The 25,818-nt window shown below is 62.1% G+C and carries 29 protein-coding genes; 14 read left to right on the top strand and 15 right to left on the bottom strand.

The genetic code is table 11. The features are described 5' to 3' along the window. Both bcp and QNM96_RS05950 read left to right on the top strand, forming a co-directional pair. Complete coding sequence (gene bcp / locus QNM96_RS05955; protein WP_283835105.1) at positions 1-480, top strand: thioredoxin-dependent thiol peroxidase; 480 nt, start codon at positions 1-3, stop codon at positions 478-480. A gap of 143 nt (positions 481-623) precedes the next feature. Continuing rightward, positions 624-1,916, top strand: a complete 1,293-nt coding sequence (locus tag QNM96_RS05950; protein ID WP_283835104.1) for an MFS transporter — start codon at positions 624-626, stop codon at positions 1,914-1,916. A gap of 268 nt (positions 1,917-2,184) precedes the next feature. Here the strand turns inward: QNM96_RS05950 and QNM96_RS05945 are convergent, their stop codons facing one another. Continuing rightward, positions 2,185-4,449, bottom strand: a complete 2,265-nt coding sequence (locus tag QNM96_RS05945; RefSeq protein WP_283835103.1) for a CDC48 family AAA ATPase — start codon at positions 4,447-4,449, stop codon at positions 2,185-2,187. Beyond that, positions 4,446-4,688: an Hsp20/alpha crystallin family protein gene (locus tag QNM96_RS05940; protein ID WP_283835102.1), complete on the bottom strand. Its 243-nt coding sequence runs from the start codon at positions 4,686-4,688 to the stop codon at positions 4,446-4,448. Before QNM96_RS05940 ends, QNM96_RS05945 begins: the two co-directional genes overlap by 4 nt. A 231-nt stretch (positions 4,689-4,919) precedes the next feature. On the opposite strand from QNM96_RS05940, the gene QNM96_RS05935 reads away from it, so the two are divergent. After that, positions 4,920-5,690, top strand: coding sequence for an alpha/beta hydrolase (locus tag QNM96_RS05935; protein ID WP_283835101.1), 771 nt, complete (start codon positions 4,920-4,922; stop codon positions 5,688-5,690). 58 nt (positions 5,691-5,748) lie between these two features. Here the strand turns inward: QNM96_RS05935 and panB are convergent, their stop codons facing one another. Continuing rightward, positions 5,749-6,561, bottom strand: a complete 813-nt coding sequence (gene panB, locus QNM96_RS05930) for a 3-methyl-2-oxobutanoate hydroxymethyltransferase (RefSeq protein WP_283835100.1) — start codon at positions 6,559-6,561, stop codon at positions 5,749-5,751. A 132-nt stretch (positions 6,562-6,693) separates the two neighbouring features. Here panB and QNM96_RS05925 point away from each other — a divergent pair, with 132 nt between their 5' ends. Further along, on the top strand, positions 6,694-6,927 hold the full coding sequence (locus tag QNM96_RS05925) for a DUF5822 domain-containing protein (protein WP_283835099.1): 234 nt from the start codon (positions 6,694-6,696) through the stop codon (positions 6,925-6,927). Between the two features lie 104 nt (positions 6,928-7,031). On the opposite strand, the gene QNM96_RS05920 is transcribed toward QNM96_RS05925, so the two are convergent. Together QNM96_RS05920 and QNM96_RS05915 are read right to left on the bottom strand one after the other, a co-directional pair. Further along, a complete protein-coding gene (locus tag QNM96_RS05920) occupies positions 7,032-7,571 on the bottom strand; it encodes an HAD family hydrolase (RefSeq protein WP_283835098.1) in 540 nt (179 codons plus the stop codon). Between the two features lie 161 nt (positions 7,572-7,732). Then, entirely contained in the window at positions 7,733-8,137 is a 405-nt protein-coding gene (locus QNM96_RS05915) for a carboxymuconolactone decarboxylase family protein (RefSeq protein WP_283835097.1), read from the bottom strand. Between the two features lie 294 nt (positions 8,138-8,431). Here QNM96_RS05915 and QNM96_RS05910 point away from each other — a divergent pair, with 294 nt between their 5' ends. After that, positions 8,432-8,761 (top strand): transcription factor S, encoded by a 330-nt coding sequence (locus QNM96_RS05910; protein ID WP_283835096.1) that lies wholly within the window; start codon positions 8,432-8,434, stop codon positions 8,759-8,761. A 7-nt stretch (positions 8,762-8,768) separates the two neighbouring features. Here QNM96_RS05910 and QNM96_RS05905 read toward each other — a convergent pair whose 3' ends face one another. After that, positions 8,769-9,938: a class 1 isoprenoid biosynthesis enzyme gene (locus tag QNM96_RS05905; protein WP_283835095.1), complete on the bottom strand. Its 1,170-nt coding sequence runs from the start codon at positions 9,936-9,938 to the stop codon at positions 8,769-8,771. Between the two features lie 140 nt (positions 9,939-10,078). On the opposite strand from QNM96_RS05905, the gene yqeC reads away from it, so the two are divergent. Together yqeC and QNM96_RS05895 are read left to right on the top strand one after the other, a co-directional pair. Then, complete coding sequence (gene yqeC, locus QNM96_RS05900; protein WP_283835094.1) at positions 10,079-10,858, top strand: selenium cofactor biosynthesis protein YqeC; 780 nt, start codon at positions 10,079-10,081, stop codon at positions 10,856-10,858. A 30-nt stretch (positions 10,859-10,888) separates the two neighbouring features. Beyond that, positions 10,889-12,025 (top strand): DNA methyltransferase, encoded by a 1,137-nt coding sequence (locus tag QNM96_RS05895; RefSeq protein WP_283835093.1) that lies wholly within the window; start codon positions 10,889-10,891, stop codon positions 12,023-12,025. A 291-nt stretch (positions 12,026-12,316) separates the two neighbouring features. On the opposite strand, the gene QNM96_RS05890 is transcribed toward QNM96_RS05895, so the two are convergent. Next, the gene (locus tag QNM96_RS05890; protein WP_283835092.1) at positions 12,317-12,979 is read right to left on the bottom strand and encodes a TrkA family potassium uptake protein; all 663 of its coding nucleotides are present in this window, start codon (positions 12,977-12,979) and stop codon (positions 12,317-12,319) included. Positions 12,980-13,235: 256 nt separating this feature from the next. Here QNM96_RS05890 and QNM96_RS05885 point away from each other — a divergent pair, with 256 nt between their 5' ends. Beyond that, a complete protein-coding gene (locus QNM96_RS05885; RefSeq protein ID WP_283835091.1) occupies positions 13,236-14,717 on the top strand; it encodes an NCS2 family permease in 1,482 nt (493 codons plus the stop codon). A gap of 87 nt (positions 14,718-14,804) precedes the next feature. Then, a complete protein-coding gene (locus tag QNM96_RS05880) occupies positions 14,805-15,050 on the top strand; it encodes a glutathione S-transferase N-terminal domain-containing protein (protein ID WP_283835090.1) in 246 nt (81 codons plus the stop codon). Between the two features lie 138 nt (positions 15,051-15,188). On the opposite strand, the gene QNM96_RS05875 is transcribed toward QNM96_RS05880, so the two are convergent. Next, complete coding sequence (locus QNM96_RS05875; RefSeq protein WP_283835089.1) at positions 15,189-15,398, bottom strand: cation transporter; 210 nt, start codon at positions 15,396-15,398, stop codon at positions 15,189-15,191. A gap of 236 nt (positions 15,399-15,634) precedes the next feature. Here QNM96_RS05875 and QNM96_RS05870 point away from each other — a divergent pair, with 236 nt between their 5' ends. Next, positions 15,635-16,075, top strand: a complete 441-nt coding sequence (locus tag QNM96_RS05870) for a universal stress protein (RefSeq protein ID WP_283835088.1) — start codon at positions 15,635-15,637, stop codon at positions 16,073-16,075. Between the two features lie 77 nt (positions 16,076-16,152). Here the strand turns inward: QNM96_RS05870 and QNM96_RS05865 are convergent, their stop codons facing one another. Both QNM96_RS05865 and QNM96_RS05860 read right to left on the bottom strand, forming a co-directional pair. Then, on the bottom strand, positions 16,153-16,467 hold the full coding sequence (locus QNM96_RS05865) for an MTH1187 family thiamine-binding protein (RefSeq protein ID WP_283835087.1): 315 nt from the start codon (positions 16,465-16,467) through the stop codon (positions 16,153-16,155). 100 nt (positions 16,468-16,567) lie between these two features. Next, the gene (locus tag QNM96_RS05860) at positions 16,568-16,918 is read right to left on the bottom strand and encodes a HalOD1 output domain-containing protein (RefSeq protein WP_283835086.1); all 351 of its coding nucleotides are present in this window, start codon (positions 16,916-16,918) and stop codon (positions 16,568-16,570) included. Between the two features lie 262 nt (positions 16,919-17,180). Here QNM96_RS05860 and QNM96_RS05855 point away from each other — a divergent pair, with 262 nt between their 5' ends. Further along, a complete protein-coding gene (locus tag QNM96_RS05855; RefSeq protein ID WP_283835085.1) occupies positions 17,181-18,746 on the top strand; it encodes a replication factor C large subunit in 1,566 nt (521 codons plus the stop codon). A 60-nt stretch (positions 18,747-18,806) separates the two neighbouring features. Beyond that, on the top strand, positions 18,807-19,004 hold the full coding sequence (locus QNM96_RS05850; RefSeq protein WP_283835084.1) for a hypothetical protein: 198 nt from the start codon (positions 18,807-18,809) through the stop codon (positions 19,002-19,004). A 46-nt stretch (positions 19,005-19,050) separates the two neighbouring features. Here QNM96_RS05850 and bioD read toward each other — a convergent pair whose 3' ends face one another. Both bioD and QNM96_RS05840 read right to left on the bottom strand, forming a co-directional pair. After that, positions 19,051-19,740: a dethiobiotin synthase gene (bioD, locus tag QNM96_RS05845; RefSeq protein WP_283835083.1), complete on the bottom strand. Its 690-nt coding sequence runs from the start codon at positions 19,738-19,740 to the stop codon at positions 19,051-19,053. 108 nt (positions 19,741-19,848) lie between these two features. Then, positions 19,849-21,090 (bottom strand): 8-amino-7-oxononanoate synthase, encoded by a 1,242-nt coding sequence (locus tag QNM96_RS05840; protein ID WP_283835082.1) that lies wholly within the window; start codon positions 21,088-21,090, stop codon positions 19,849-19,851. Between the two features lie 123 nt (positions 21,091-21,213). On the opposite strand from QNM96_RS05840, the gene QNM96_RS05835 reads away from it, so the two are divergent. Next, positions 21,214-22,437, top strand: a complete 1,224-nt coding sequence (locus QNM96_RS05835; RefSeq protein WP_283835081.1) for a lactate racemase domain-containing protein — start codon at positions 21,214-21,216, stop codon at positions 22,435-22,437. A 100-nt stretch (positions 22,438-22,537) separates the two neighbouring features. Then, a complete protein-coding gene (locus tag QNM96_RS05830) occupies positions 22,538-23,686 on the top strand; it encodes an NAD-binding protein (RefSeq protein ID WP_283835080.1) in 1,149 nt (382 codons plus the stop codon). Here QNM96_RS05830 and QNM96_RS05825 read toward each other — a convergent pair. The 3 genes from QNM96_RS05825 to QNM96_RS05815 all read right to left on the bottom strand — a co-directional run bounded on the left by QNM96_RS05825 (position 23,650) and on the right by QNM96_RS05815 (position 25,812). After that, positions 23,650-24,627 (bottom strand): AIR synthase family protein, encoded by a 978-nt coding sequence (locus QNM96_RS05825; protein WP_283835079.1) that lies wholly within the window; start codon positions 24,625-24,627, stop codon positions 23,650-23,652. The genes QNM96_RS05830 and QNM96_RS05825 overlap by 37 nt on opposite strands. 169 nt (positions 24,628-24,796) lie before the next feature. Continuing rightward, positions 24,797-25,312 carry an ArsR family transcriptional regulator gene (locus QNM96_RS05820; RefSeq protein ID WP_283835078.1) on the bottom strand — a complete coding sequence of 172 codons (516 nt, stop codon included), beginning with the start codon at positions 25,310-25,312 and terminating at the stop codon, positions 24,797-24,799. Continuing rightward, positions 25,309-25,812 carry a hypothetical protein gene (locus QNM96_RS05815; protein ID WP_283835077.1) on the bottom strand — a complete coding sequence of 168 codons (504 nt, stop codon included), beginning with the start codon at positions 25,810-25,812 and terminating at the stop codon, positions 25,309-25,311. The genes QNM96_RS05820 and QNM96_RS05815 overlap by 4 nt, the downstream gene beginning before the upstream one ends. Between the last annotated feature and the right edge of the window lie 6 nt (positions 25,813-25,818).

Raw genomic sequence — 25,818 nt, 5'->3', positions numbered from 1 at the left:
ATGCTCGAGGTTGGCGACGACGCACCACAGTTCGAACTACAGAATCAGCACGGAGAGACCGTTCGCAAAACAGATTTTGACGGCCAACGGCTTGTCATCTACTTCTATCCGCGGGCGAACACCGACGGCTGTACGACCGAAGCGTGTGGCTTCAACGACACACTCGCCGCACTCGAGGACCTCGATACCGCCGTCATCGGGATCAGCGACGACTCGGTGTCCGACCTCGAGAAATTCGCTGGGGAGTACGACCTCGAGTTCGACCTCCTCGCCGACGAGATGGGTGAGGTGTCGACGCTGTACGAATCCTACGGCGAAAAGCAACTGTTCGGCAACACGTTCGACGGCGTCTTCCGGAACACCTACGTCGTCGGTCCCGACGGAGCCATCCAGGCGGTTTACGAAAACGTGACCCCCGAGGGTCACGCCGAGGAGGTCCTCTCGGATCTCGAGGACGAACCGGCGGAAGCGTTGCCGTAGGTCGTCGCGCCCGTCGAATTTGCGACGGGTGATTTGACGAGTGCTCCGTACTGCGCGAGCACACTCGAGTGCGTCGCGCAAGCGACGAGGGGTTCCGAGTTCTCTAAGTAGTCTGCCCGGTACCACCCAATATCGACAGCGAAATGGCACTCAGCGATAACGACCGGTCGATCGCGGCGTTCACGATGTTAGCCCACGCGATCGTCCACTGGTTCGAGTTGGCGATCCCGATCTTTCTTGTCGTCTGGCTCGACGCGTTCGACGTGAGCGTCGCGCTCGTCGGCCTCATCGTCGCGCTCGGGTACGCGCCCTTCGGCCTGGGCGCGTTACCCGCAGGACTGTTGGCCGATCGGTACGGCCCGAAGCGACTCGTCCTCGTCTGTCTGGCCGGCATGAGCGTCACCTTTGTGACCCTCGCCTTCGCGAACTCGATCTACGCCGTCGCGGCCAGCCTGCTGTGCTGGGGAATCGTCGCGAGCATCTACCACCCCGCCGGGCTGGCGCTGATCAGCACCGGCGTCGAGAGCCGAGGAACGGTTTTTGCCTGGCACGGCATCGCGGGCAACGTCGGCATTGCGCTCGGCCCGTTCGCCACCGCGACGATGTTGCTCGTCCTCGAGTGGCGACTCGTCGCCGTCGCGCTGGCCGTTCCCGGGATACTCGCGACCGCCTACGGGCTCCGAGCGCAGTTCGATCCCGCCGCCGCTCTGGGAGATTCGGACGACAGCGACGGCGGCGACGACGCAAGCGCTTCGACGGGATCGCTCTCCGCTCGCGAGTTCGCCTCGAACTCTCGGACGCTGTTTGCCAGTTCGTTCCTGCTGGTCTTCGCCGTCGTCACGTTCGTCGGCCTCTACTACCGCGGCGTCCTCACCTATCTGCCGGAACTGTTGAACAACCTCCCGGCGATGGAGGGGATCGAACCGCCGAGCAGCCTCGAGGAACTCTCGCTGGGCGATTACTTCTACGTCGGTCTGCTCGTCGCGGGGATGGCGGGTCAGTACGTCGCCGGCAAGTTGACAAGCCGCGTGCCCGTCGCTCGGGGGTTGATCGTGGCCTTTGTCGGACTCGCAATCCTCGCCGTCGCGTTCGTCCCCGTTTCGTCGATGGGCCTCGTCGTGATTCTGCTCTACTGCGGCGTCCTCGGCTTTGCCCTATTCGCGATCGAACCCTTCTATCAGGAGGCCGTCGCCGTCTACACCCCGCCGGAAACGCGCGGGCTCTCCTACGGCTACACTTACCTCGGCATGTTCGGCCTCGGCTCGGCGAGCATCGCCCTCGGCGGCTTTCTCCTCGATCACGCGACGATGGCGACGTTTTTCGTCACGCTCTCGTCGATCGCACTGGTCGGTGCGGGCATTTCGGTGAAGTTGCTGGTTGGACCGGCACCGCGAGAAACTCGATCGACCGATTCGGCGACCGCGCCAGACGACTGAGCGTGCCTCTCGAGTCCGTCCGGTGCCATCCCGTTGATGATGGCACTTACTCTTGCAATTTCCGTTAGCTAAAGGGCGAAGATTCCGATCAACACCGCTCTCATATTCTGGATCGGTATCTACGCTATCGTGAAATATATCGTTCTATTGTACTATCCGGTTGACAATCCGACGAGTACACGATCATCGACTCGACAATCGACACTCCTCGAGTTGAGTCGTATCCGAGAGAACCGCAGATCGAAAAAGTCAGAACGCCTCAAGCGACTTACTGGAAGGTTCGACCCAGCTGGTCGCTCTCACCGCTTGGCTCTGCCTGCTGGAACTGCTCTTCCATCTCTTCGTACTGCTCTCGAGTTTCGGGGGTCACGCTCGGCTGGACCTCCTCGAGGGCGTATTCGAAGTGCTCGCGGCTGATTCGAACGTTGCCGATGCTGTCTCCCATCTCCTCGGGGTCGACCGAGTTGATGAACTCGCGGCTGGCCGCCATCGAGGCCTCACGACAGACAGCTTCGATGTCGGCACCGACGTAGCCCTCCGTTTCGGCGGCGAGCCACTCGAGGTCGACGGCGTCTGCGAGCGGTTTGTTACGCGTGTGGACCTCGAAGATGCGTTCGCGGCCTTCCTCGTCCGGCACGGGGACGTGAACGTGTCTGTCGAGTCGGCCTGGACGGAGCAGGGCGCTGTCGATCAGGTCCGGTCGGTTCGTCGTCGCGATGACGACCACGTCCTCAAGCTCCTCGAGGCCGTCAAGTTCGGTCAGCAGCTGGCTGACGACCCGTTCGCCGACGCCGGAGTCGGTGGTGTTCCCGCCGCGTTCGCCGGCGATGGAGTCGATCTCGTCGAAGAAGATCACGGTCGGTGCGTTCGACCGAGCCTTCTCGAAGACCTCGCGGACGCCCTTCTCGGATTCGCCGACGTACTTGTTGAGCAGTTCGGGGCCTTTGATCGAGATGAAGTTCGATTCGGCCTCGTTGGCGACCGCCTTCGCGAGCAGGGTCTTCCCGGTCCCCGGTGGCCCGAACATGAGGACGCCCTTGGCGGCCTGCATGTCCATCGCCTCGAACACGTCGGGGTAGTCAAGCGGCCACTGGATGGTCTCGCGAAGCCGCTCTTTTGTATCGCCGAGCCCGCCGACATCGTTCCAGGTGATGTCCGGAACTTCGACGAAGACCTCCCGAAGCGCCGAGGGCTGGATGCCCTTGAGTGCCTCCTTGAAGTCCCGCTCGGTTACCTGGAGACTCTCGAGAACGTCCGCGTCGATCTCGTCGGACTCGAGGTCCAGTTCGGGCCGGATCCGTCGGAGCGCGTTCATCGCGCTTTCGCGTGCGAGACTCTCGAGGTCCGCACCGACGAAGCCGTGAGTGTTCGACGCGTAGTGTTCGACGTCGACGGAGTCCGAAAGGGGCATTCCGCGGGTGTGGACCTGCAGAATCTCCTTGCGTCCCTGCTTGTCGGGAACGCCAATTTCAATCTCGCGATCGAACCGACCGCCGCGACGAAGTGCGGGATCGATATCGTCGATCCGGTTGGTCGCCGCGATGACCGTGACGCGACCGCGCTCCTCTAAGCCGTCCATCAGCGAGAGCAGCTGCGCGACGACGCGACGTTCGACGTCACCGCCAGCTTCCTCGCGCTTTGCGGCGATCGAGTCGAGTTCGTCGATGAAGATGATCGCCGGGGAGTTCTCCTCGGCTTCCTCGAAGACCTCGCGGAGTTGTTCCTCGGATTCGCCGTAGTACTTCGACATGATCTCCGGTCCGGAGATGGTCTCGAAGTAGGCGTCGATCTCGTTTGCGACCGCTTTCGCCATCAGCGTCTTCCCGGTACCGGGTGGTCCGTGCAAGAGGACGCCCTTCGGCGGTTCGATGCCGAGTTGCTGGAACAGCTCGGGGTGGCGCATCGGCAGCTCGATCATCTCGCGGACTTGATCGAGTTCGTCGTCGAGACCGCCGATATCCTCGTAGGTGACATCCGGGATGCCTTCGGACGCTCCACCGGGGCCGGAGCTGATCTGCTCGGCTGGCGTCTCTGAGATTTCGATATCGGTCGAGTCGGTGATGACGACCGTTCCCGACGGCGAGGTGCTCGCGATTTTCAGCGGAACCGACTGGCCGGAGCTGGCCATCGGACCGAACGAGAGCGAAAACGGAACCGTCTGGCCCTCGGTGACGGCCTGTCCGCTCAACTTATCGCGGACGAGCGGGCCGATATCGCCCCGAATACGAAGGTTTTGCGGGAGCGCGACGGTGACGGCCGTTGCCGGTTTGACATCGGCCTTCTCGACGGAGACGCTGTCGTCGATCCCGACGTTTGCCTCCTGTCGGAGACGACCGTCGATTCGGACGACGTTTCGTCCCTCGTCTTCGGGATAGCCGGGCCAGACTCGGGCAACGGACTGTCCGTCACCTTTGCCCTCGATTGTGATGTAATCCCCGTTCTCGAGGCCGAGCTCGCTCATCGAGACGCGATCGATCGCTGCGAGTCCGCGACCTGCGTCTTTTTGCTTGAGGGGTTTGACGGTGAGTTTCATACGTTGTCCTCCAGTTCGATAGTGAGCACGCCGTTTCTGATAAACGTGTCCGCGTCGTTCTCTTCGACTGGAAGATCGAACTCGTACTGTTCGTCGCCGCTGACGATAATGACCGTTCCATCGACGAGATCGACTGACGGCTCCGGCACGCTCGTGCCGAGGTCGATCGCGATGACTGACCCGTCCTCGTACTCGTATTTGCGAGCGAGTTGATCGCTCGTGAATTGCTCAGAGTTCATTGTGACTAACCCTAAGTTAGGGCTTCTAGTACTTATATCTGTCGCAGGCAAACCCACAGAGGGCGAAGGGATAGAGAAGAAGAGCTTGAACGCAGTTCCACGCTATCTTTGCAACTTCGTCTCCATCAGCGGTCGCCCCTGTCTTGGCGATCAGCCCCATCAGGATAGTCGACGCGCAGAGCCGCGAAGCTGACTCGGGTATTTATGCGGGCTGTTATCCTTTAGCAACGTATGAGAACGCTCGCCCACCACGGACGGGAGACGGCATACACTGTGACCGAGGGAGAAACGTCCAGCGAAACGGTTTGTTTCGTGCACGGCAGCGGCGGTTCACACGCGGTTTGGCGCTTTCAAGAATCGCTGTCGGATCGCTACGAGATCGTCGCACTCGACCTGAGTGGACACGGCGAATCCGACGATATTCAGGCGAACTCCGGCTACACCGCACTGTCGGCGTACGCCGACGATGTGCTCGCGGTCGTCGAGGAAACGGATTCGACCGCCCTCGTCGGGAACTCGCTCGGCGGTGCTGTTGTCCTCCACATCCTCCTCGAGCGGTCGTTCGAAGCCGAGGCGGCGATTCTGACCGGGACGGGTGCCCGAATGGGCGTGCTCGACGATCTCCTCGCCTGGCTCAAGTCGGATTTCGAGCGGGCCGTCGAGTTCCTCCACGAGCCGAACAGGATCTTTCACGATCCCGATCCGGAACTGCTCGCGGCGTCGCGCGAACGAATGCTCGAGTGCGGACAGGCGGTCACGTATCGCGACTTCCTCACCTGCCACCGGTTCGACGTTCGAAACGAACTGCACAGAGTCGAGGTTCCGACGCTCACAGTCTACGGCGAGTACGATCAGCTTACACCGCCGTGGTACCACGAGTATCTCGCCGACGAGATCCCCAACGGAGCAATAGTCGAAATCCAACAGGCAGCGCATTTTCCGATGGTCGAACAACCCGACGCCTTCAACAAGACGATAGCTGAGTTCCTCGAGTCCCGGTAGCGTCCCGAGCCGAGGGAGTGTCTTCGTCCGATCCGCGAAAATCTTCGTCGCCGCGCGATCAGTAAATGTCCTCGAGGTCGCTCTCTTCGTGACTGTGTTCCTCAGCCGGGAACTCGCGCTCCTCGACCGCTGAAATATATTCGTCGACCGCCGACTCCATCTCCGAGCGGACATCGCCGAACTGTTTCGAAAACGACGGCGTCCACTCGCTCAGACCGACGGCGTCGTCGAAAACGAGTACCTGTCCGTCGCAGTGGGGTCCCGCACCGATCCCGATCGTCGGGATATCGATCGCTTCGGTTATCGTCCGGGCGAGATTCGAGGGCACGTGCTCGAGGACCAGTGAGAACGCACCCGCATCCGCGTGGGCTTTCGCCAGGTCGAGCATTCGGTCCGCGGCCTTCTGATCCGTACCCTGCCGGGGATAGCCGCCGTACTGGTTGACGTGCTGGGGGGTCAACCCGAGGTGGGCCATGACCGGGATTCCGAGCTGGACCATCTTCTCCGTGATATCGACCGTGTGCTGGCCGCTCTCGAGTTTGACCGCCGACGCTCCCTCCGCTTTGAGCATCCGGCCGGCGTTTTCGATGGTCGTCGCCTCGTCGACGCCGAAGGAGAGAAACGGCATGTCCGCAACGACCAGCGCATCGTCGGTCGCTCGAGCGACGGCACCGGTGTGGCTGGCCATTTCGTCGACGGTCACCGGGACCGTCGTCTCGTACCCGAGCGTGGTGTTTCCGAGGCTGTCGCCGACGAGAACGACGTCGACGCCCGCCTCGTCGACGATTTCGGCTGTGGGTGCGTCGTAGGCGGTCAGCACCGTGATAGGGTTCTCACCCATCTGCTCTCTGAGGTCGCGTACGGTTACCATACACACACCTTCGTACCCGATCAGTAAACAGCATCGTTCTTCGAGCACGCCCGCGACGACCCCTTCTCCGGGACGTATTTGGCTCGTCCCGCGGCACTTATTAGGACTGCACGGCGAGGTCAACTCGTACTCGTGCCAGAACCCGTCGAAACCAGTTCACCCGACGGCGTCGATTTCGGATGGGTGATGCAGGTTACGTTCGTCGCGACCATCGCCGTTGGAGCACCAATTGTCGCGCTCCTATCGGTTCCCGTCGATCTTCCGAGCTGGGGTGCTCGCGTAGAGTTCGCTATCCGCGTCGGGGCAGTCATCTGGATCATCACCGCGCTATCGGTATTTCTGTATGCGAAACGTCAGCAAAAATAGCGCTTAAGTGGGACAACCGTCGTTCTCGCGGTCACATACCCTCAAGCGGTACCGACAGGGATCGGCTCCGTTCGCCGATTAGCAATCCGACATCCGACCGCCGGTTAATAGCTCGGCTTCCGACCGTCGACGTACTCGAAGTCGATACCCGCCCGTTCTGCGGCCAGTTCGTCCCGTTCGGAGTCACCGACAAACAGCGTCGTCGTCGGGTTCACGGAGAGCGACCGAATGGTCTCGATCAACGGCTCGGGATCGGGCTTTCTCATCGGCATCGTATCACGACCGACGACGGCCCCGACTGCATCCGCGAGCCCGTGTTCCTCGAGTGCGATCCGGCAAGCCGCTTCGCAATTGAGCGAGCAGACGCCAACCGGAACCTCGCGCTCGAGGAGGTCATCCGCATGAGCGAGCCGCTCGGAGCGTCGAGCTCCCTCGCGTTCGTGGTCGGCGATCGTCTCTTCGATTTCGCTGGCCAGCCCGACGGAGCTCGAGGCGTCGAGCATATCCCAGAGTTCGGTGCTTGGGGGTTCGACCCCATCGTATGAGTAGACGGCGAGCACGTCGATAGCGACGGCTTTCCAGTCGACGGCGAGGTCGACTAACGTCCCGTCTAGATCGTACACAACCGCGTCGTACTCGGTCACGTTCGAAGGTACCAGTCGAACCTGAATAGAGACTTCGATTCTGGCAATCGGTTCTCGACCGGAGACTGCTCTCGAGTCGTCCGAAAGCGCCGAGAACTTCGTCCCCGATGCGCCAAGAATACGTGCGACGTCGGAGACAAAATAATTTCAGACACAGCGGCTCAGTCGTCGCCGGGAGCCGGTGCCTGCTGTTCTTTGATGTGGTCGACGATCGCTCCGGTTTCGGTTACGAACTCGTCGTAGTCCATCTCCGCTCCGTGTAAGACTGTCGAGAAGTATCGAACGTCGCCGGCGACGGCGACCGTTTCGTCTATCTCGTCGTCGGTTACCTCCTCGAGTTTCGCTTCTTCCCTGTGGAAGTGGATGCAGTATGGACACTGTATGGCGGATGCCGCACTGAGTGCGACGAGAGCCTTTTCGCGCTGTGTGAGTTCGGTTTCTCCGAGCTGGAGATCCCGGACGACTTCCCAACTGTGATCCGCCGCGGACTCAGGAAGCGCTTCGATCCAGCCTGGAACCTGCCCAAAATACTCCGTTATTTCTGTTTCTGTCTCTTTCGATACCATTTTCCTCCTCCTCAGTTCTGGATCTCGCCGCGATCGCGTTCGGCGGTAGGCTGAGTGCCGAGACGACGTCAAGAGACCCGTCTCTTCGTACGTGTCACAAGGAAATGAAGCTAACACGCTCTTCTTCGGGGGTACCCCTCGTATTTCTAGAGGGTATTCGGACAGGAACAACGACAGAATTGGACAGACACAAGGGACAGGCACAAGGAAAATACCGGACAGACACAACGACGAACCCGGAAACCGAACGGAGCTATCCTTAGGGTTTTTGCGCGTCGACTCCCAACGGGTGGTATGCAGTTTTGCGACGAGTGCGGTTCGATGATGAAAGCCGACGGTGAGCAGATGGTCTGTACGAACGACGACTGCGGGCTCTCGAGCGACCGGGATCGAGAGCGCGAATCGGCGTTCGTCACCACGGAGGCCCAGACCGACAACGAGGTGATCGAATCCAGCGAGGAAGCGAACTTCGAAGGGAAACCCATCGCGACGGATATCATCTGCGACGACTGTGGAAATCAGGAAGCGTGGTACGAACTCAAACAGACCGCCTCTGCTGATGAACCCCCGACGCGGTTCTTCAAGTGTACCGAATGTGGCTACCGGTGGCGGGGCTACAACTGACGGCGGCTCAGGCCGCGTTTTTCTCCCGAAGTCTGGAGAAGGCATCCTCGAGATGCATCGGCATCGTCGCGGCAGCGAGCGTCTGGACGTGCACCAGATGGGTGATCGCAGGCGCGAGTCGCCGGCCGGACAGCGTCGCCGCTTCGCGGCCGATTTCGTCGGCTGGAACGCCGTAAAGCGGAGCGTCCTGTATAATGGAGTCGATATACTCGCGTTTCGTCGCGTCGTCGCCCGTGAGTTGCTCGCGGATCGTTCGTTGTGACGCTTCGGAGACCGACTCCTCGAGCGGCCTCGAGCAGACGGATTCAGCGTACCATTCGAGCGCCCGCGACGTCGCCTCGAGAATCGCTTCGTTCGAGTAGTCCCCGTCCTCGTGGAACCGACGAACTGCGGCCTCGACTTCTGCCTCACGCGCCTCGACGAGGGCGTCAAGCTGATCAGGAACGTCCGACTCGAGGACGGCGTCGACGACTGCCTCACTCGAGTCGGCGTCGTCGACGGCACCCTCCTCGAGAAGCATGACCGGAGCGTTGGCGACGCCGTTTTCGATGTCTTCGGGGAGATCCTCGACGTCGTCGAAAATCGTGTAGACGAACAGGAGGTTCTGCGAGACGGTCGTGAGCCGCTCGAGCTGGTCGTCGGAATAGGAGCCGGACGCGCCGACGACGGTTGCGACCAGGTCCCCCCAGACCGAGCCTCGCTGGTCGAGCCGTCTAACCGCGTCGGCTTTCGACGCCTCGGAAGAGCCGAACCCGTCTTCGTCGAGTTGCCCGGTACCGATGGTGCGGATGCTGGAAGCGACCTTCCCCGTCTCGAATCCGTCTGGGAGGTCATCGAGACGGTCGATCAGGTGCGTAAACACCAGATCACCGATCGTCACGTGCTGGTTCAGGAACTGTCTGGTGGTCAGTCTCGTCGAGGACTCGCCAGCGCGTTCTACTGCGGAGTCGAGAGCCGTCTCGTCGATTGCGTCGTCGTGGAGACTGCTCGAGACGAACAAGAGCGGAGGAATTTCGGCGGCAGTGCCCGCGAGTTGTTCATCTTCGGATTCCAGATACGTGAATACGTAGACCAGAATACCGAGGAGTCCACCCTGATCGCCGTAGCGCTCGAGTTTCTCCCGCAGGGAAGGGTGGATCTCCTGATGGTCCAGAAAATCAGAAGGTAGTAGGGACATACTGCTGACATGGAGTGGTGGGCAAATCAGTGTAGTGGACTCGCCCGTGATCGCCCTCGTCAGCGGTGAGCCTCGAGGCAGTCGACGACTCCGAAGGCGTCTCGCCAAACTGATTTGGCTAGCCCGCCTAACGTATTCGTATGAACATTCTCGAGGCCCTTCGAGCCGAGTCGGGAACCGTCTGTACGGTGGGTGCGGGCGGGAAGAAAACGACACTCTACACGCTCGCCTCGCATGCGACCGAGGACGTCGCACCCAGAACCGTCGTCACGGCCAGCGTTCGGATTCCGTTCTTCGACTCGCACGTCGAGCGGGTCGACGTGACCGAGGAGCCAGTTTCGGCTCTCGAGGAGCGAGCGGACGGCGGAACGGGAACGAGCGACGCGAACGGAGACTGGCCGCTTGGTCTCGTTCCCGAACGCGCAGACGAGGAACGGTACGGCGGCTACGACAACGAGATCATCGACGAGATCGACGCGTCGGGGGAAGCCGATCTCGTTCTCGTCAAAGCCGACGGGGCGCGAATGCGGGATTTCAAGGCACCGGACGATCACGAGCCCCAGCTCCCCCAGTGCACTGATACCGTGATTCCGATCGCGAGCACCCACGTCGTCGGCGAACCGCTGTCGACGGAGCTCGTCCACCGACCAGAACTCGTCGCCGACATCACCGGACTCGAACTGGGTGAGGAGATCCGACCGGCCGACGTGGCGGCCGTGCTCGCGAGCGAGCAGGGCGGCGTGAAAGACGTTTCCGAGGACGCGACGGTCGTTCCGTTGCTCAACAAAGTCGACGACGAAGCGCTTCGCGACGCGGGAGTCGAAATCGCGACGGAACTGCTCGAGCGGTCCGATCACGTCGATCGGGTCGTCCTGGCACAGATGATCGCCGACGATCCGCTCGTCGACGTTCTCGAGTAGCTTTAAGCCGGATCGACGACCACTCCGCATATGACCGAGGATGAGCGCCACCGTCAGAGCCGCCTCTTTACCGACGACGACGGGACGTTCGACGCCGACCGCGCTCGAGACGAGTCCTTGCCCGTCGAGGACGGCGAGGTGGTCGACACCGACGACCTCTCCGACCACCAGCAGTACCTCGAGGGAAGAGGGATCTACGACGAACGGAATCGGGTGAACGACCTGACCGGCCGAGAGTGGAAGTACGCAACGAAATCGGTGCTTGCCGAGGGATACCCGCCCGATGTCCAGCACGACCTGCGAAGCGAACACGGCGGACAGAAACCGCCGCGACTCTGCGCGGAGTTAATCGGGCGCTTTAGCAAGGCGGGCGATACGGTGCTCGATCCGTTCGCCGGCGTCGGCGGTACCTTGCTCGGCGCGAGTTTCTGCGAGCACGAGGGAACGGGGCTTCGCGAGGCCATCGGCTTCGAGCGAAACAAGCGGTGGATCGACATCTACGAAGAAGTCTTAGCGCAGGAGAACGCTGAGCGCCGGGAGCGAGGCGATTCGCCACTCGCCGAACAGGACGTCCGTCACGGGGATTGTTCGTCACTAATCGAGGAGATACCGGACGACTCCGTCGACCTCCTGCTCACCGACGTCCCTTACTGGCACATGGACGAACTCGAGCAAACCCGGAACGAACGGGCGACTCGAGAGAGCAAACTGGGTTCGTTCGACGGGGGATCGACAGGGGAGGGCGAAAGCGGTCCCATCGCCGAAGGCGGAATCGACGATAGCGAGACTACCGACGAAGGGAGTGTCGACGATAGCGAGACTTCCGTCGAAGAGGCACCCGACGACGGCGACGGGGAGCCGGTCGGCCGGACGAAAACGGCATGGCTCGAGGATATGGCCGAGAAGTTCGCCCGGTTTTCCAGAGCCGTCGATCCGGACGGCCACCTCGTCGTCTTCATCGGAGACATGTACCGCGACCAGTCCTACGAGTTCCTTTCGGCCGATCTCGCTCGAGCGATCGAGTCGGCCGCACCCGTTCGGCTGGTCGCCAATCTGATCTGGTACGACCCGTCCAAAGACCTCCACGTCTACGGCTATCCGTTCTCGTTCGTTCCGTCGATGGTCCACCAGAACGTGCTCGTCTTTCGACCCGACCGGGAGGAGTGACCACTATCTAAAGACTGGGCGATTGAAGCACATTTCCTCACCGTCTGACGATCGTCACGCAATCGTCTGACACAGTTTTATCATATATCGTGCCGACGAATCAAACAGGCGCGCACCGCGTGACGGGTACCAACTCCCCCCATCCTCCCGTCAGCGCGCCTCCCCCCATTCGCTCCCCACTTTTCACACCATCCTCCACTCGCATTCTACCGGCAGTCGACCTCGGATCGAAACGCTCGAGCGAGAACTATCGAGAATAAGTCGAACGAATCCCATCGACGAGTCGGCAACTCAACTCGAAGCAGGCGACAACGTCGTGTGTACGTCGTCTGCGACGTTGGTTTCCGTAATGATAGCAACCTCGTCTCCCACCGACAGCTTGGTTCCGGGGAGCGGGATGGTCAGCGGCTCGAGGTCGTGTCCGTGGGCGTAGATTCGAGCGTTGCCCGGTAACTCGAGTTCGCTGATCCGTTTGCCAACGGCCGGGGAGTCGTCCGTAATTTCGACGACCGTGAGCTGGAGGTTCGCGGTCAGGTCCGCGACGACGTTGAAATCACCGCCGAGGAGGGCGGTCTTCGCGCCCGCCGCGCCGAGTCGTTCGGGGTAGATGATTTCGTCGACGTCCTCGGCGTACTTCTCGTAGATGTCCTGGCGATAGTCTTCGTCGATTCGGAGAACGGTCCGACAGCCGTGGTGGGAACCAACCATACACGCCGCGAAGTTGACGTTCAGGTCCGGCGTGAACGCCCCGATCGCGTCGGCGGTATCGATTCCCGCCTCCAGCAACGCGGCCTCGTCCGCGCCGTCGCCGCGGAGGGTTTCGAACCCGTTCTCTGCCGCTCGGTCGACCCGGTCCGAATCGTTGTCGACGACGATGACGTCGTGTCCCTCTTCCGCGAGAACCCTCGTCGTCCGTGATCCGACACGACCGTATCCCACGATAACAAACCTCATAGATCTGGGTACGTGGCGGACGGTCAAATACGTTGGTCCCGTCGACGAGCGAGACGGTCGTCCCCGCTCGAGACTCGAGCGTAAGGAATTCCGAAAGCAACGGACCGTGCGGTCCAACATCGAGAGCCAGACCGCCACCGTTCGAGTCCCATTCTCGATTCGTTTTCCGGACAGATACACGCGAACTTGCATAAAATTTCGTTAGGCGAGACAGGAAGGGTTAAATTGCCGGTGTCGCTATGCTCGTTCATCCAACATGGGGGCACGTGAGACGATCGCGGAGTTTTTTGACTTCGACGAGCACGGGACCGATTTCAGAACGGAGACACTGGCGGGACTCACGACGTTTCTGGCCATGGCGTACATCATCGTCGTGAACCCGGCGATTCTCAGCGACGCGATCCTCTACGATCACGACGCCGGGGAGTTCCAGGAGACCACGATGATCAACGGCGTCGAATACACGTCGGGCGAGATTTTCCAGATGCTCGCCGTGGTCACGATACTGGCCTCGATCGTGGCTATTCTGGTAATGGCACTGTACGCGAACCGCCCGTTCGGACTTGCACCCGGGATGGGGCTGAACGCCTTTTTCACCTACACGGTCGTCGTCATCCTCGGCGTCCCGTGGGAACTTGCCCTCGCAGCGGTGTTCGTGGAAGGAATCATCTTCATCGCGCTGACGGCTGTCGGCGCACGGAAATACGTTCTCGAGTTGTTCCCCGAACCAGTCAAATTCGCCGTGGGGGCCGGTATTGGCGTCTACTTGCTGTTTCTCGGACTGCAGGAGATTCAACTGGTCGTCCCCTACGACGGTACCCTCATCACGCTCGGGAACGTCCTCCAGAGCCCCGTTGCGGGACTCTCTCTGGTCGGACTGGTTCTCATGCTTTTACTGTACGCTCGAGGCGTCAAGGGGTCGATCGTTATCGGCATTATCACGACCGCGGTCGCCGGCTGGGCGTTGACCCTCGCCGGCGTCTTCGAACCCGACGTTCTCACGCCCGAGGGATCCTACGAGCAAGTCACCAACGACGGGATCCTCTCGATGCTCGTGTCGGTTCAGTACGACTTCACGCCCCTGTTCTGGGGATTCGTCGACGGGCTGGGGATGATCACCGACGAACCGCTCGTCTTCCTGCTGGTCGTCTTTACGTTCTTCTTTGTGGACTTCTTCGACACCGCGGGGACGCTCATCGGTGTCTCCCAGATCGGCGGCTTCCTCGACGAAGACGGCGATCTGCCTGAGGCCGAGAAACCGCTCATGGCCGACGCGGTCGGCACGACCGTCGGCTCGATGATCGGAACCTCGACGGTGACGACGTTCATCGAGTCCTCGACGGGCCTCGAGGAGGGCGGGCGAACCGGATTCACCGCGCTCGTCGTCGGTGGCTTCTTCGCGCTCTCTCTGCTCTTCGTGCCGCTGATGTCCGCGATTCCCCAGTATGCGACCTACCTCGCGCTGGTCGTCGTCGGAATCATCATGCTCCAGGGAGTCGCCGACATCGACTGGGAACACCCCGCATGGGCGATTTCGGGCGGCCTGACGATCACGATCATGCCGCTGACGACCTCGATCGCGAACGGTCTCGCGGCGGGGATTATCAGCTATCCGCTCGTCAAATCTGCGATGGGCGAGCGCCGAGACGTCTCGCTCGGACAGTGGCTGCTCGCGCTGTCGTTCATCGTCTACTTCATCGCCTACTTCGCCGTCGAAGCCGGCGCGATCACGTTCTGATCGGTCGCTCGTTCCGGTACCGACCCGTTTTCGCCGCCGTACATGGCAACCAACGTACTCATACGGGAGGGCGGACAACACTCATCCATGGCTGACATCACGTTTTACGAACTGCCAGGCTGTCCGTTCTGTGCGAAAGTCCGAACGAAACTCGAGGAGCTCGAACTCGAGTACGATTCCGTCGAAGTGCCACGATCCCACGGCGAGCGCACCGAAGTCGAGGAACTCAGCGGACAGACGGGCGTTCCCGTCATCGTCGACGAGGCCCACGACGTCGACGGCATGCACGAAAGCGACGACATCGTCGCGTATCTCGAAGAGACGTACAACTAGGAATCAAGAGCTCGAGACCGCTCGGTCGGAAGTCTGCCGGTCAACTCGACGGTACTCACACAACTTTTCGGGCTATATCCAGGAGAAAAGAGTTGTTACTGCTCCCGGAATCGAATTTGTGGGCCCGTCGGGAAACCCTTACGCTGAAACCGTGTATCCTGCCTGCTCGACCGCACCGCCGATCGATGCGGCGTCCGCGAGAGCCGGATTGTGTTCGACGCGAACCTCGTCCGACTCGTGGTCCGCGGTCGCCTCCGAGACGCCATCGAGCCCCTCGAGGGCCTCGACAACGTTCTGTTCGCAGCCAGTACAGCTCATGCCGGTGACCTCGAGCGTCGTCTGTTCCATATGTGCGTATTCGGCTCCGACAAGGTGAGCCTTGCCCTCCCGGCTGTCTGCATAGTGGTGAGGATGGGGTGGTAGCGGTGAGGGTAGTGAGGGTGGTAGTGGTGAGGATGAGGTGGTAGCGGTGAGGGTGATAGTGGTAGTGGTGGTAGTGGAATACGAACGAAGGCCCGATCACCGATCGCCTCGAGCGTCTTTGAGGGATCGATTTAATATGTGATCACTGTCTTGTACTAGACATGTATCGCGTGCTAGTTCCGATCGACGACCGCGATGATCGCGTCCGTTCACAGGCCGAAGCAGTGCTCGAGTTACCGGATGCTGACTCGGCTATTCGGGTCGATGTGCTCCACGTCGAGACCGATATCGAAATCTTCGACGGCGACGGAGAGGAGCCCGAGATCGGTGAACTCAAAGAAGATCGCGACTCGCTCGAGGAACTCCCCGAGACCGCACCCCTGATCCGCGATCTGTTGGCCGAGGCGGGGGTCGAGACTGCCTTTCATACCATCGCCGGCAACACGACTTCCGGGATCCTCAACGTCGCCGACCAGTTCGATTCCGACACGCTCGTCCTCGGCGCTCGCCGGCGAACGCCCGCCGGAAAAGCGATCTTCGGCAGCGTCAGCCAGAAGATCATCCTGAACAGCGATCGGCCGGTGATGGTCGTTCCGAACTGAGCCACGAAGGTCGACCGACTCCCTTCGTTCGATAGAGGTCACTGCCCTGCTTGAACGAAAGGCGCGGGCTTCGAACCCTACTCTCCGCCGGTTTTCGGCGCTCGTCCGAGATGCGATTCGACAGCGTCGACCTTGTCGCTCGCAGTCTGATCGCTCGTCCGCTTGTCGTCGATTTTGAACACCGTGCTGACTCGATCGGCGTCGATCGCGTCGTGGGCGGCCTGGGCCGCGGCGAAGAGTTCGTCGGTCGTCTCCGCTTCGATCGTCGTCCCCATCGGGCCCGTTTCGTACTCGACGTCGTACTCCTCGAGTGCATCCACGGCTTTCGCGACCTCGCCGGACATGCTGTCTTCGATGACTGGTGCCGTACTCAGAAAGCCAATGACGGTCATCGGTTCGAACAACGGGCGACGTCCCTAAATCCGTTCCTCTATCGGGAGTGATCGGGCAGAGAAAACAGGCCAACAGCGACGGTTAAGAGGGCCGAACGCGTCAGTTCGGGGGCCGGCGGCGCTGGGATCTGGGTGGGTAGACGATAATATCTCCGTTAGCGTAGACGTAGACTTCGTGTTCGAGGGCGGTAAACGCGACGTGGCCGCCCGTTCGATCGCTGCCGTCCGCCTTCGACGCGAAGAGCCGTTCTAGTGCGTCGGGATCGACGCTATCGTACAGTGAGAACTCGCCCTGTGAAACGTCGGTATCTGCGATCGACGCGAGTGCGTGAACAACCGTCGCCGTCAGCGTCGCACTACCGTCGGTGTCGTACTCGAATACGTACCGATCGTTCGTCTGGTCGTACTGGATCTCGCTCGCCTCGTCTGAGGTATGTACTTCCGTTTGCATTTCGATATCTGCTCGTTCGATTGTCCAATTGTTCGTACTGACTCATCGTATAAAAGCCAATCGGAGTGTTGAAATATAGACACTTGTTACAATAATAGAGGAGAGAATGTCGTTTCGGAGTGGACGGATCGCTCTCGTTGACAGCGATAGAATCGTCCTCAGCGAGGATGTGGACGAAGACATCTTCCGCTTCGACCTGAAAACAGTCCTCGAGGAGTGACGCTCCGCAACCACTAAACGCGGCTCACTCCTATCACGACCAATGAGTGATTGGACCGAAACGTACCGGCCGACGACGCTTTCGGAGGTACGTGGGAACAACAAGGCTCGCGACCAACTCGAGGAGTGGGCCGAAACGTGGGACGACCACCGCGACGCCGTTATCGTCCACGGCAGTCCCGGCGTCGGCAAGACCTCCGCGGCACACGCGCTGGCCAACGATATGGGCTGGCCGGTGATGGAACTCAACGCGAGCGACGACAGACAGGCCGACGTCATCGAACGGATCGCCGGTGAAGCGGCCAAAAGCGGGACGCTCACGGCCGGCGAGACGGGGCGGCGGCTCGTCATTTTGGACGAGGCCGACAACTTCCATGGCAACGCGGACTACGGCGGCTCTCGAGAGGTTACTCGAGTCGTCAAGGACGCCGAGCAGCCGATCGTCCTCGTGGCCAACGAGTTCTACGAGATGAGCCAGTCGCTTCGCAACTCCTGTGAGACGATCGAGTTCCGGGACGTCTCGACGCGCTCGATCGTTCCAGTTCTGCGAGATATCTGTCGCCGAGAGGGGATCGATTTCGACGAGGACGCGCTGAAAGCGATCGCTGACTCGACCAGCGGCGACCTGCGCTCTGCGGTCAACGATCTTCAGGCCGTCGCCGAGGAGACGGATCGGCTCACCGTCGAGGACGTGGTTACCGGCGAACGGGATACGACGGAAGGGATCTTTGACTACCTCGACGCGCTGATCAAAGAGGAAGACGCGGAAGGTGCACTCAAATCATCGTACGACGTCGATGAGACGCCGGACGATCTTATCAACTGGATCGAGGACAACGTTCCGAAAGATTACGAGGGCGACGAACTCGCCGACGCCTACGAGTTCCTCGCCAACGCCGACCGCTGGCTCGGACGCGTCCGAGCCACTCAAGACTACTCCTACTGGCGGTACGCCTCGGACAACATGACCGCAGGCGTCGCCGCCTCGAGACGGGGATCGAAAGGCGGCTGGACCCGCTATGGCCCGCCGAGCTACTGGTCGAAGCTCGGCCGAACCCGCGGCGCTCGAGACACCCGTGATTCGATCGCCGAGCGAATCGCCGAACGCGAGGGAACGAGCGTCGGAACCGCCCGCCGGGAAATCGTCCCGTTTCTCGAGTCGATGACTCACCACTGCAAGCCTCGCGACCTGACCGTAACGATGGCGGCGGCCTACGAGCTGGACGCCGACGAAATCTCGTTCATCACTGGTAGCGGCGCGGACACGAACAAGGTCGAGTCCATCGTCGAGGACGCCGAAGAACGGACGGCAGAGGTCGCCGTCGAGCACTCCGGAACCGCCTTCGAGAACGCGGTCCGTTCGTCGGATAATGACGCTGAGGGCGAAACCGGTGGCGACGAAGCCGCCGGAAGTACTGGCGATCGATCCGACGGGATTAACGGATCGAACGGCTCCGGCGGAGGATCCGACAATCAAGCGACGCTCACCGACTCGAGCGCCCAAACTGCCAGATCGGACGTGACCGAATCCGACGAGGACGACGCCCGCGAGACGATTGACGAAACCGAGACCGACGACGATCAGTCAGGCCTCAACGAGTTTTTCTAGAAGCGAACGATCCGTACAGTTACGTTCGTGCTTGGTGTGAACTCGTCTCGAGTGAGTCCCATGACATCAAGACACCCCTGTCCACTCTGTACCGACGCGTTCGAGAACGAAAGGAGGCTTACCGTCCACCTCGAGGTCGAACACAGAAAGTCCGAACTCGTGACATATCTCGTCGACGATCAGGCGACCTCGTCCGAATCAGTCACTGAGCCGGAGAACGGAACGCACACAGATACCCGTCCGACGCCGCCCCTCTGAGAGGAGTTCGACGGGTTTTCTCTCGGCTACGTCTCTTGGCCCCTCTCTACTTGTCGGCATCCGATCGGACCGGCCCTGAAATCGACCGGCGGACGCCGAGAGCCAGCTCTCGAGGCGTTTCACCTTCGAGCGGCGGAACCGTCTCCACGGGGTGGCCGGTCATCCGCTCGAGTTCCCCGACGTTCGTCCGTTCGGCGACCGTCTCGCCGCGATACTCGTTACAGATGATCGAGCGCACATCGACACCGCGGTGCTCGAGCGCCTCGACTGTCAGTGTCGTGTGGTTCAACGTTCCGAGACCCGACCGGGTGACGACGACGGCCGGGCACTCGAGATCCGTCACGAGGTCGATCACCTCGTACCCCTCGGCGAGTGGGACGTGGAGTCCGCCGACTCCCTCGAGAACGCCGACCTCGGCCGACTCGAGGGCAGAATCACACCGCTTCCGGATTTCACCATCGGACAGGTCGATGCCCGCACGTTCGGCGGCGACTCGCGGCGCGAGCGGTTCCTCGAGGTATTTAAAACAGCTCGCCGCGTCGGAGTCGTCGCACGCGTCCGCGACGAACCCGGCGTCGTCGTCGGGCGGGTAGCCGGTCTGGACGGGCTTGACCGCTCGAGCGTCGATTCCGTCGTCGCGAAGCGTTGCCGTCACGCCGGCCGTAATCACCGTCTTTCCGACACCGGTATCCGTGCCGACGACCGCGATCCGTTCGTCGTCGTGTTCGAGGATCATGTGTCAGTAGTGTGCTCGAAATCGTACGTCAGTAGTCGCGTTCGAGGATCCCGGTCGATCATCCGCGCTGATCGGTCATCTGCGTTCGTCCGGACAATCGCGGCTCGCTCATAACAATCCAACTTCGTTACCGACGGTCTGGAACGCCTCGAGACAGGTGACGATATCGGCTTCGTCGTGTGCCGCTGTCGGAACGATACGAATCCGGCTCGTTCCTTCGGGAACGGTCGGCGGCCGGATCGCCGGCGCAACGATCTCGCGCTCGCGGAGGCCGGCGGCGAGGTCGAGTGCGTCTCGACGGTCGCCGATGATCACGGGCAGGATCTGCGAATCGCCGAGGATATCGAGACCGAGGGCTTCCAGTCCGTCCCGGAGGTGGGCGACGTTCTCCCAGAGCTTTTCGCGAGCGTCGCTGTGGCGAGAGACGTGCAGGGCCTCGCTCGCGGTCGCGGCCGCCGGCGGGGTCAACCCCGTTGAGAAGACGAACGAGCGCGCATCGTTGACCAGCAACTCGATCAACTCGTTGCTTCCGGCGACGTAGCCGCCCTGACTCGCGAGGGCCTTCGAGAGCGTCCCCATCTGGACGTGGACGCGATTCTCGAGCGACTCCGACTGGACGATTCCGCCGCCGTCGGCGTACAGTCCTGTCGCGTGTGCTTCGTCGACCATCACCCACGCACCGAACCGCTCGGCGGCGCTACAGATCGCCTCGAGCGGGGCGACGGTTCCGTCCATACTGAAGACCGAATCCGTGACAATCAGCCAGGATTCGTCCGCCGCGGGCGAGCCGGCTTCTGCTGACGGCGCTGACTCCGAGGCTCGCTCGGATCGAGCCGTCAGCTTCGCCCGCAGGTCGCCAGCGTCGCAGTGGTCGTAGATTACGACCTCGGCGTCGGAGAGGCGACTCGCGTCGATAATACTGGCGTGGTTCAACTCGTCGGAGAAAATCACGTCGGGTTCGAGCGCTGTAATCGTTCCGACGTTCGCGGCGTAGCCCGACGAAAAGGTCAGCGCACGTTCCGTTCGTTTGGTTTCTGCGAGCAACCGCTCGAGGTCGTGGTGAACGAGCGTATCGCCGGTCACGAGTCGGCTGGCACCCGCTCCGGTGCCGACGGTCGCCGCGGCCTGTCTCGCCGCGTCCTGCACGCGCTGATCGTCGGTGAGTCCGAGATAGTTGTTCGACGCGAACACCAGCGCCTCCTCGGACTCGAGTACCGGGAGGTTGCCGCCCGAGGGTTCTGCAAAGTACCCTCGCTCCGCGACTCTATCGACGGGTGAAAGCGCCCGCTTCAAGTCGTTCGCCTCGCGTTGACGGAGGCGTGTTTCCAACTCGAACCCACGGTCTACCATCTACGTGGATGGTGACCGCCCCACGGTTTTACTTTCACGGTTCGACGCCGCCAAACCAGTTCGTGGCGATTTGCAGGCCTGCGGACCACAGCGACTTTCTTTGACGGCGTTTGAAAGAAGATTATGAACCTCCCGCTCGGAACAGAGACGATCGAGCTCCGACTGCCCGAGTGTGACGTCTCGGTCGCCACGCCGTCCGGAATCGACACTGTCGACGTTCGTACGGCCGCAGAGCGGGCGCTCCAAAACCCACACGGCGCACCACTCGAGTCGCGCGTCGCTCCCGACGACGACGTCGCGATCGTCGTTACCGACGGCACTCGAACGGTCCCCGACGACGTGCTTCTCTCTGCCCTTCTCGAGCGACTGGCAGATCACGGCGTCGCTCGAGAACGGGTTACCGTCGTCGTCGGTCTCGGGCTCCACCGGCCGATGACCGAGGCGGAGATCGATGCGATGCTCGGTCCGCACGCCGACCTCGCGGTGAACCACGATCCGGACGACATCGTGACGGTCGGAGCCGTCGACGGCTGTCCGATCGAAATCGGCACGCCGGTCGCGAAGGCAGACTCGATCCTCTCGACGGGCGTCGTCGAACCCCACCAGTACGCGGGGTTTAGCGGCGGCGCAAAAACCGTCGCGATCGGTGCCGGAAGTGAGTCGCTGATCCGCTACACGCACGGTCCCGAGATGCTCGCCCGAGACGGCGTTCGGCTCGGACGGATCGACGGGAACCCGTTCCGAAACGCGCTCGACCGCGCGGGCGACCTCGCCGAAATCGACTTCTGTCTCAACCTGACCCACGGCCCGAACGGTGTCCTTGGCGTTGCGGCCGGCGATCACCGGGCGATCGTGCGGGAACTCGCAACCGTCGCTCGCGACGCTCTCTCCGTTCCCGTCGATGACGAGTTCGACGCCGTCGTCTGCGGCGTCGGCGCGCCGAAGGACGCGAACCTCTACCAGGCGACCCGAGCCGCCACCTACGTCGCGCTGGGCGATCGGAATCCCCTGCGACCCGGCGGGAAACTGGTTATCCCCGCCGAACTTCCGGAAGGCGTGGGAGCGGGTGACGGCGAAAAGCGGTTCTATCGACGGCTTCGGACTGCACCCGACGCGGAAACGTTGTACGAGGAGATGCGACGGGGCTATCAGCCCGGGGCGCAGCGAGCGTTCGTGGTCGCTCGAGTGCTCCGCGAGCACGACATCACCGTAGCGAACAGCACCTCTCCGGCGGTCGTCGAGGACTGTCTGATGAGCGCTCGAGCGGACGTAGCCGATGCCGTCGAACCCGGCAGCGACGTGCTCGTCGTCCCCGACGCGTTGAACACGCTGCTCGTCGAGGGGTAGTTCGGCGCTCCGAACGAGCGAGCGCCCCGAGGTAGGTGGGGTCATTGCAAGCGGCGAGTGCCGCTCCCGTTTTATCGCCACGGGCGTGGTGGAAACGCCCATGCTCGAGCGAATCCGTTCACATCGGCCGCAGGGCCGTGTCGCCGTCTGGCTCGTCACGGCCATCGCGTTGCTCTCGATCGCGACCGGCGTCGTCGCAATCATCACCGCCCCGACCGTCCAAGCGAGCGGGTTCTGGGGCGACCTGCAGGCGATTTCGGAGTTCAGCGGAACCGTCCTTGGGTTCGCCCTGCTGGTCACGGCCTGGGGAATGTACCGCGGCTATCGGCTCGCCTACGTCGCGGCCGGGGCGCTCGTCCTCCTCGCCGCGGTTCACGGGATCGCCCAATCCCGGCTCCTCTCGGTCCCGCTCGTCGTCCTCTCGCTGGGTGGGCTGATCGTCCTCGTCCTCACGAGCAGTCGGTTTACCCGCTCGACGTCGCTTGGCGCGACTCAACTCGGAACGCTGATCGCCATCATCGGCGTGTTCTCGTACGGAACCGCCGGGTCGTACGCGCTTCGCGCCCAGTTCGACGAGTTAAACACCGTACTCGACGCCGTCTACTTCACGTTCGTCACCTCGAGTACGGTCGGCTACGGGGACATCCACCCGTTGACCGAGGGTGCGCGGCTGTTCGCCATCTCGCTCATCGTCCTCGGACCGACGACCGTCGGGTTGACCGTCGGCTCCCTGATCGGCCCCGAAATCGAAAACCGGCTCTCGAGAACCGGCCGTCGAGCGAAAGCACCGAATCGAGGTGACGGACACGACAGAATCGTCGTCCTGGGGTACGACGATCTGACCGAATCCCTCGTCGACGGGCTCGAGAATCATGCGGACGTCTGCGTCGTTAGCACCGACGAGGCGGTCACGGGCAAGTTCGGGAACCGATCCATCGGCGTCGTCGCCGGCGATCCGGCGGACGAAGCGGCACTCGAGCGGGCGAACGTAGCCGAGGCGACCGCTCTCCTGGTCGCGACGGCGGACGACGCCCAGAACAGTTACGCCGTGATCACCGCGAGGGAGCTAACCGACGCTCGGATCGTCGTCTGCACCGAGGACGGAAATCCGAACGCTCTCGAGAAAGCCGGCGCCGACGTTGTCGTCGATCCCGGAGAACTACTGGCGAACGCCATCGTCGGCGACGCGGCCCGCTCGAGTTCGCACGCCGATCACTCCGCCGTGTCGACGGCCGACCACAGCGGATAGAGATCGTCTTCGACGGGGTTCGTGATCGTCTCGTCGCCGAGGCGGAGTTCGGGTCGATCGACTGCCTCCCGCACGGTCCCGATCACCGCGGCCTCGATCCCCGCGCCCGACAGCGCATCGAGACAGGCCTCGAGGTCGTCGTCGGGAACCGTCGCGACCAACGCTCCCGATCCGAAGATCCGGAGCGGGTCGACGCCCGCGGCCGCACAGAGGGCGGCCGTCTCCTCGCGGACCGGGACGGCGTCGCGGTCGATATCGAGCCGACACTCCGACGCTCTCGCAACCTCGAGCAGTCCGGCCGCGACGCCGCCTTCGGTCGGATCGTGCATGGCCGTCGCGTACTCGCGGACGAGCCTGGCGTCCGGAACGACGCTAATCTCCTCGAGAAACGCCTCGGCTCGCTCGCAGGCGGCCGCGTCCACCTCGAGGTCGTCGCCGAAATCGGCGGCGAGAATCGCCGTTCCCTCGAGCCCCGCCGCCTTCGTCAAGACGACCCTATCGCCGGGTTCCGCCCCGCCCGTTGGGATGAACGCCTCGGTCGATCCCATCGCGGTGAGCGAGACGAGCGGGCGATCCAGCGCGTCGACGTACTCGGAGTGGCCGCCGACGATCGACGCGCCGACCGCCTGGGCCGCCACATCGAGATCGCGACTGATCGGCTCGAGATCGGTTTCCTCGGGGAGCATGACGACCGCGGTGAGCCACCGCGGATCGGCACCGGAGGCCGCGACGTCGTTGCACGCGACGTGAACGCCAAGCGTGCCAACCTGTGAGGCCGCGAGCGAAATCGGATCGGAGCTCACGACGAGGGTGCCGCCCGGCCAGTCGATCGCGGCGGCGTCTTCGCCGTCGGCGGGCCCCTGCGTGACGGTCTCGTCGGCCGCGCCCGTCCGATCGAAGACGTGCTCGAGCAGATCTGACGGACTTACTTTCCCGGGCATACCTACGTCTGGGTCTATCGGCGGTTTGTAGCTGTCGGCTCCGAACGCGGATCCGTCCGACTGGGCCACGGAAACGAGTGCCTATCAGAAGACTAACTTCAGAAGGTCATTTTCGGTGCAACCGCAGGATAGTCACAGTTGTACCGGTAAATCGTTACAGCGGGTCGTCTCACTCCTCATCGAGCAAGGAGTCAACCAGTCGCTCGAAGCGGTCGACCAGTCGCGTGCCGGGCGCCGGTGAAATCGCCTCGAGCAGGGCCGCCGTCTCCGAGGGACGTGCCAGCGAGAGCGAAACCCGATTACCGCGGACGTACTCGCGCTCGACGACGCCGCAATCTTCTAAATGAGAGAGGTGGTGCTCGAGCGTGCTTCGCGGAATATCGAGCGCGTCGGTCAGTTCTCCTGGTCTGGCGGTTTCTCGAGAATAGAGCGTCGTGGCAACGGCACCGGCGGTCTCCCGTCGGAGGATGGCGACGGCGTCGCGTTCCCACTCGTCGTACTCGGGCGGGTAATAGTGCGTTCGACCGAACCGCTCGTGTCGAACCACTCGGTCGTCGTCGATCAGTCGCCGAACGTGATACTGGATCTGTCCCGGTGCGAGCGAGAGATCACGCACGAGGGCATTGAAGTGGATACCTGGGCTAGTTCCGATTTCGTCCTCGATTCGTACTCTAGTTTCGTTCATTTGTCCTTGTTCGGTGGTTTCCTCTCAGCGTTCGACTCCGTCTCGAGGGTGCCGACGGAAAGCACCGCGGCGATCAAGAATCCCGCAATAACGACGTCGAGCAAGTGCTCGATCGTGTGATGGTGCCCCATCGGAACGTGGCCGAGAACCGTCCCGGCACCCACGATCGGGCGCAAGACGAGCGCCCCTAACGCGGCCGTGATTAACAGGTACGGAAGCGACTTCCGGCGGCGAAACGCCGTCGCGGCCAACGCGAACACGATCAACGCACCGATCGCAGAAATTGCAAGCAACAGCGCCAGATGCCAGTCGACCTCGCCCGATCCGATCGAACTCTCGAGGACGACCGTTTCCAGACGAACGGAACGGGCCGGCTCCGGATCCCGGCCACCTATCGACGGAAGGCTCGAGCCGTCCAAGATCCAGCGGCTCGACTCGGCGAAGACCGATCGAGCCAAATGAGTGGACGAGGGGACAGCCACGTCCGAAACCGGTTGCATACACCA

The sequence above is a fragment of the Halostagnicola sp. A-GB9-2 genome (assembly GCF_030068615.1).
Lineage (GTDB): Archaea > Halobacteriota > Halobacteria > Halobacteriales > Natrialbaceae > Halostagnicola.
The sequence above is the reverse complement of the archived record's forward strand: the minus strand, read 5'-3'. Positions and strand labels throughout refer to the sequence as shown.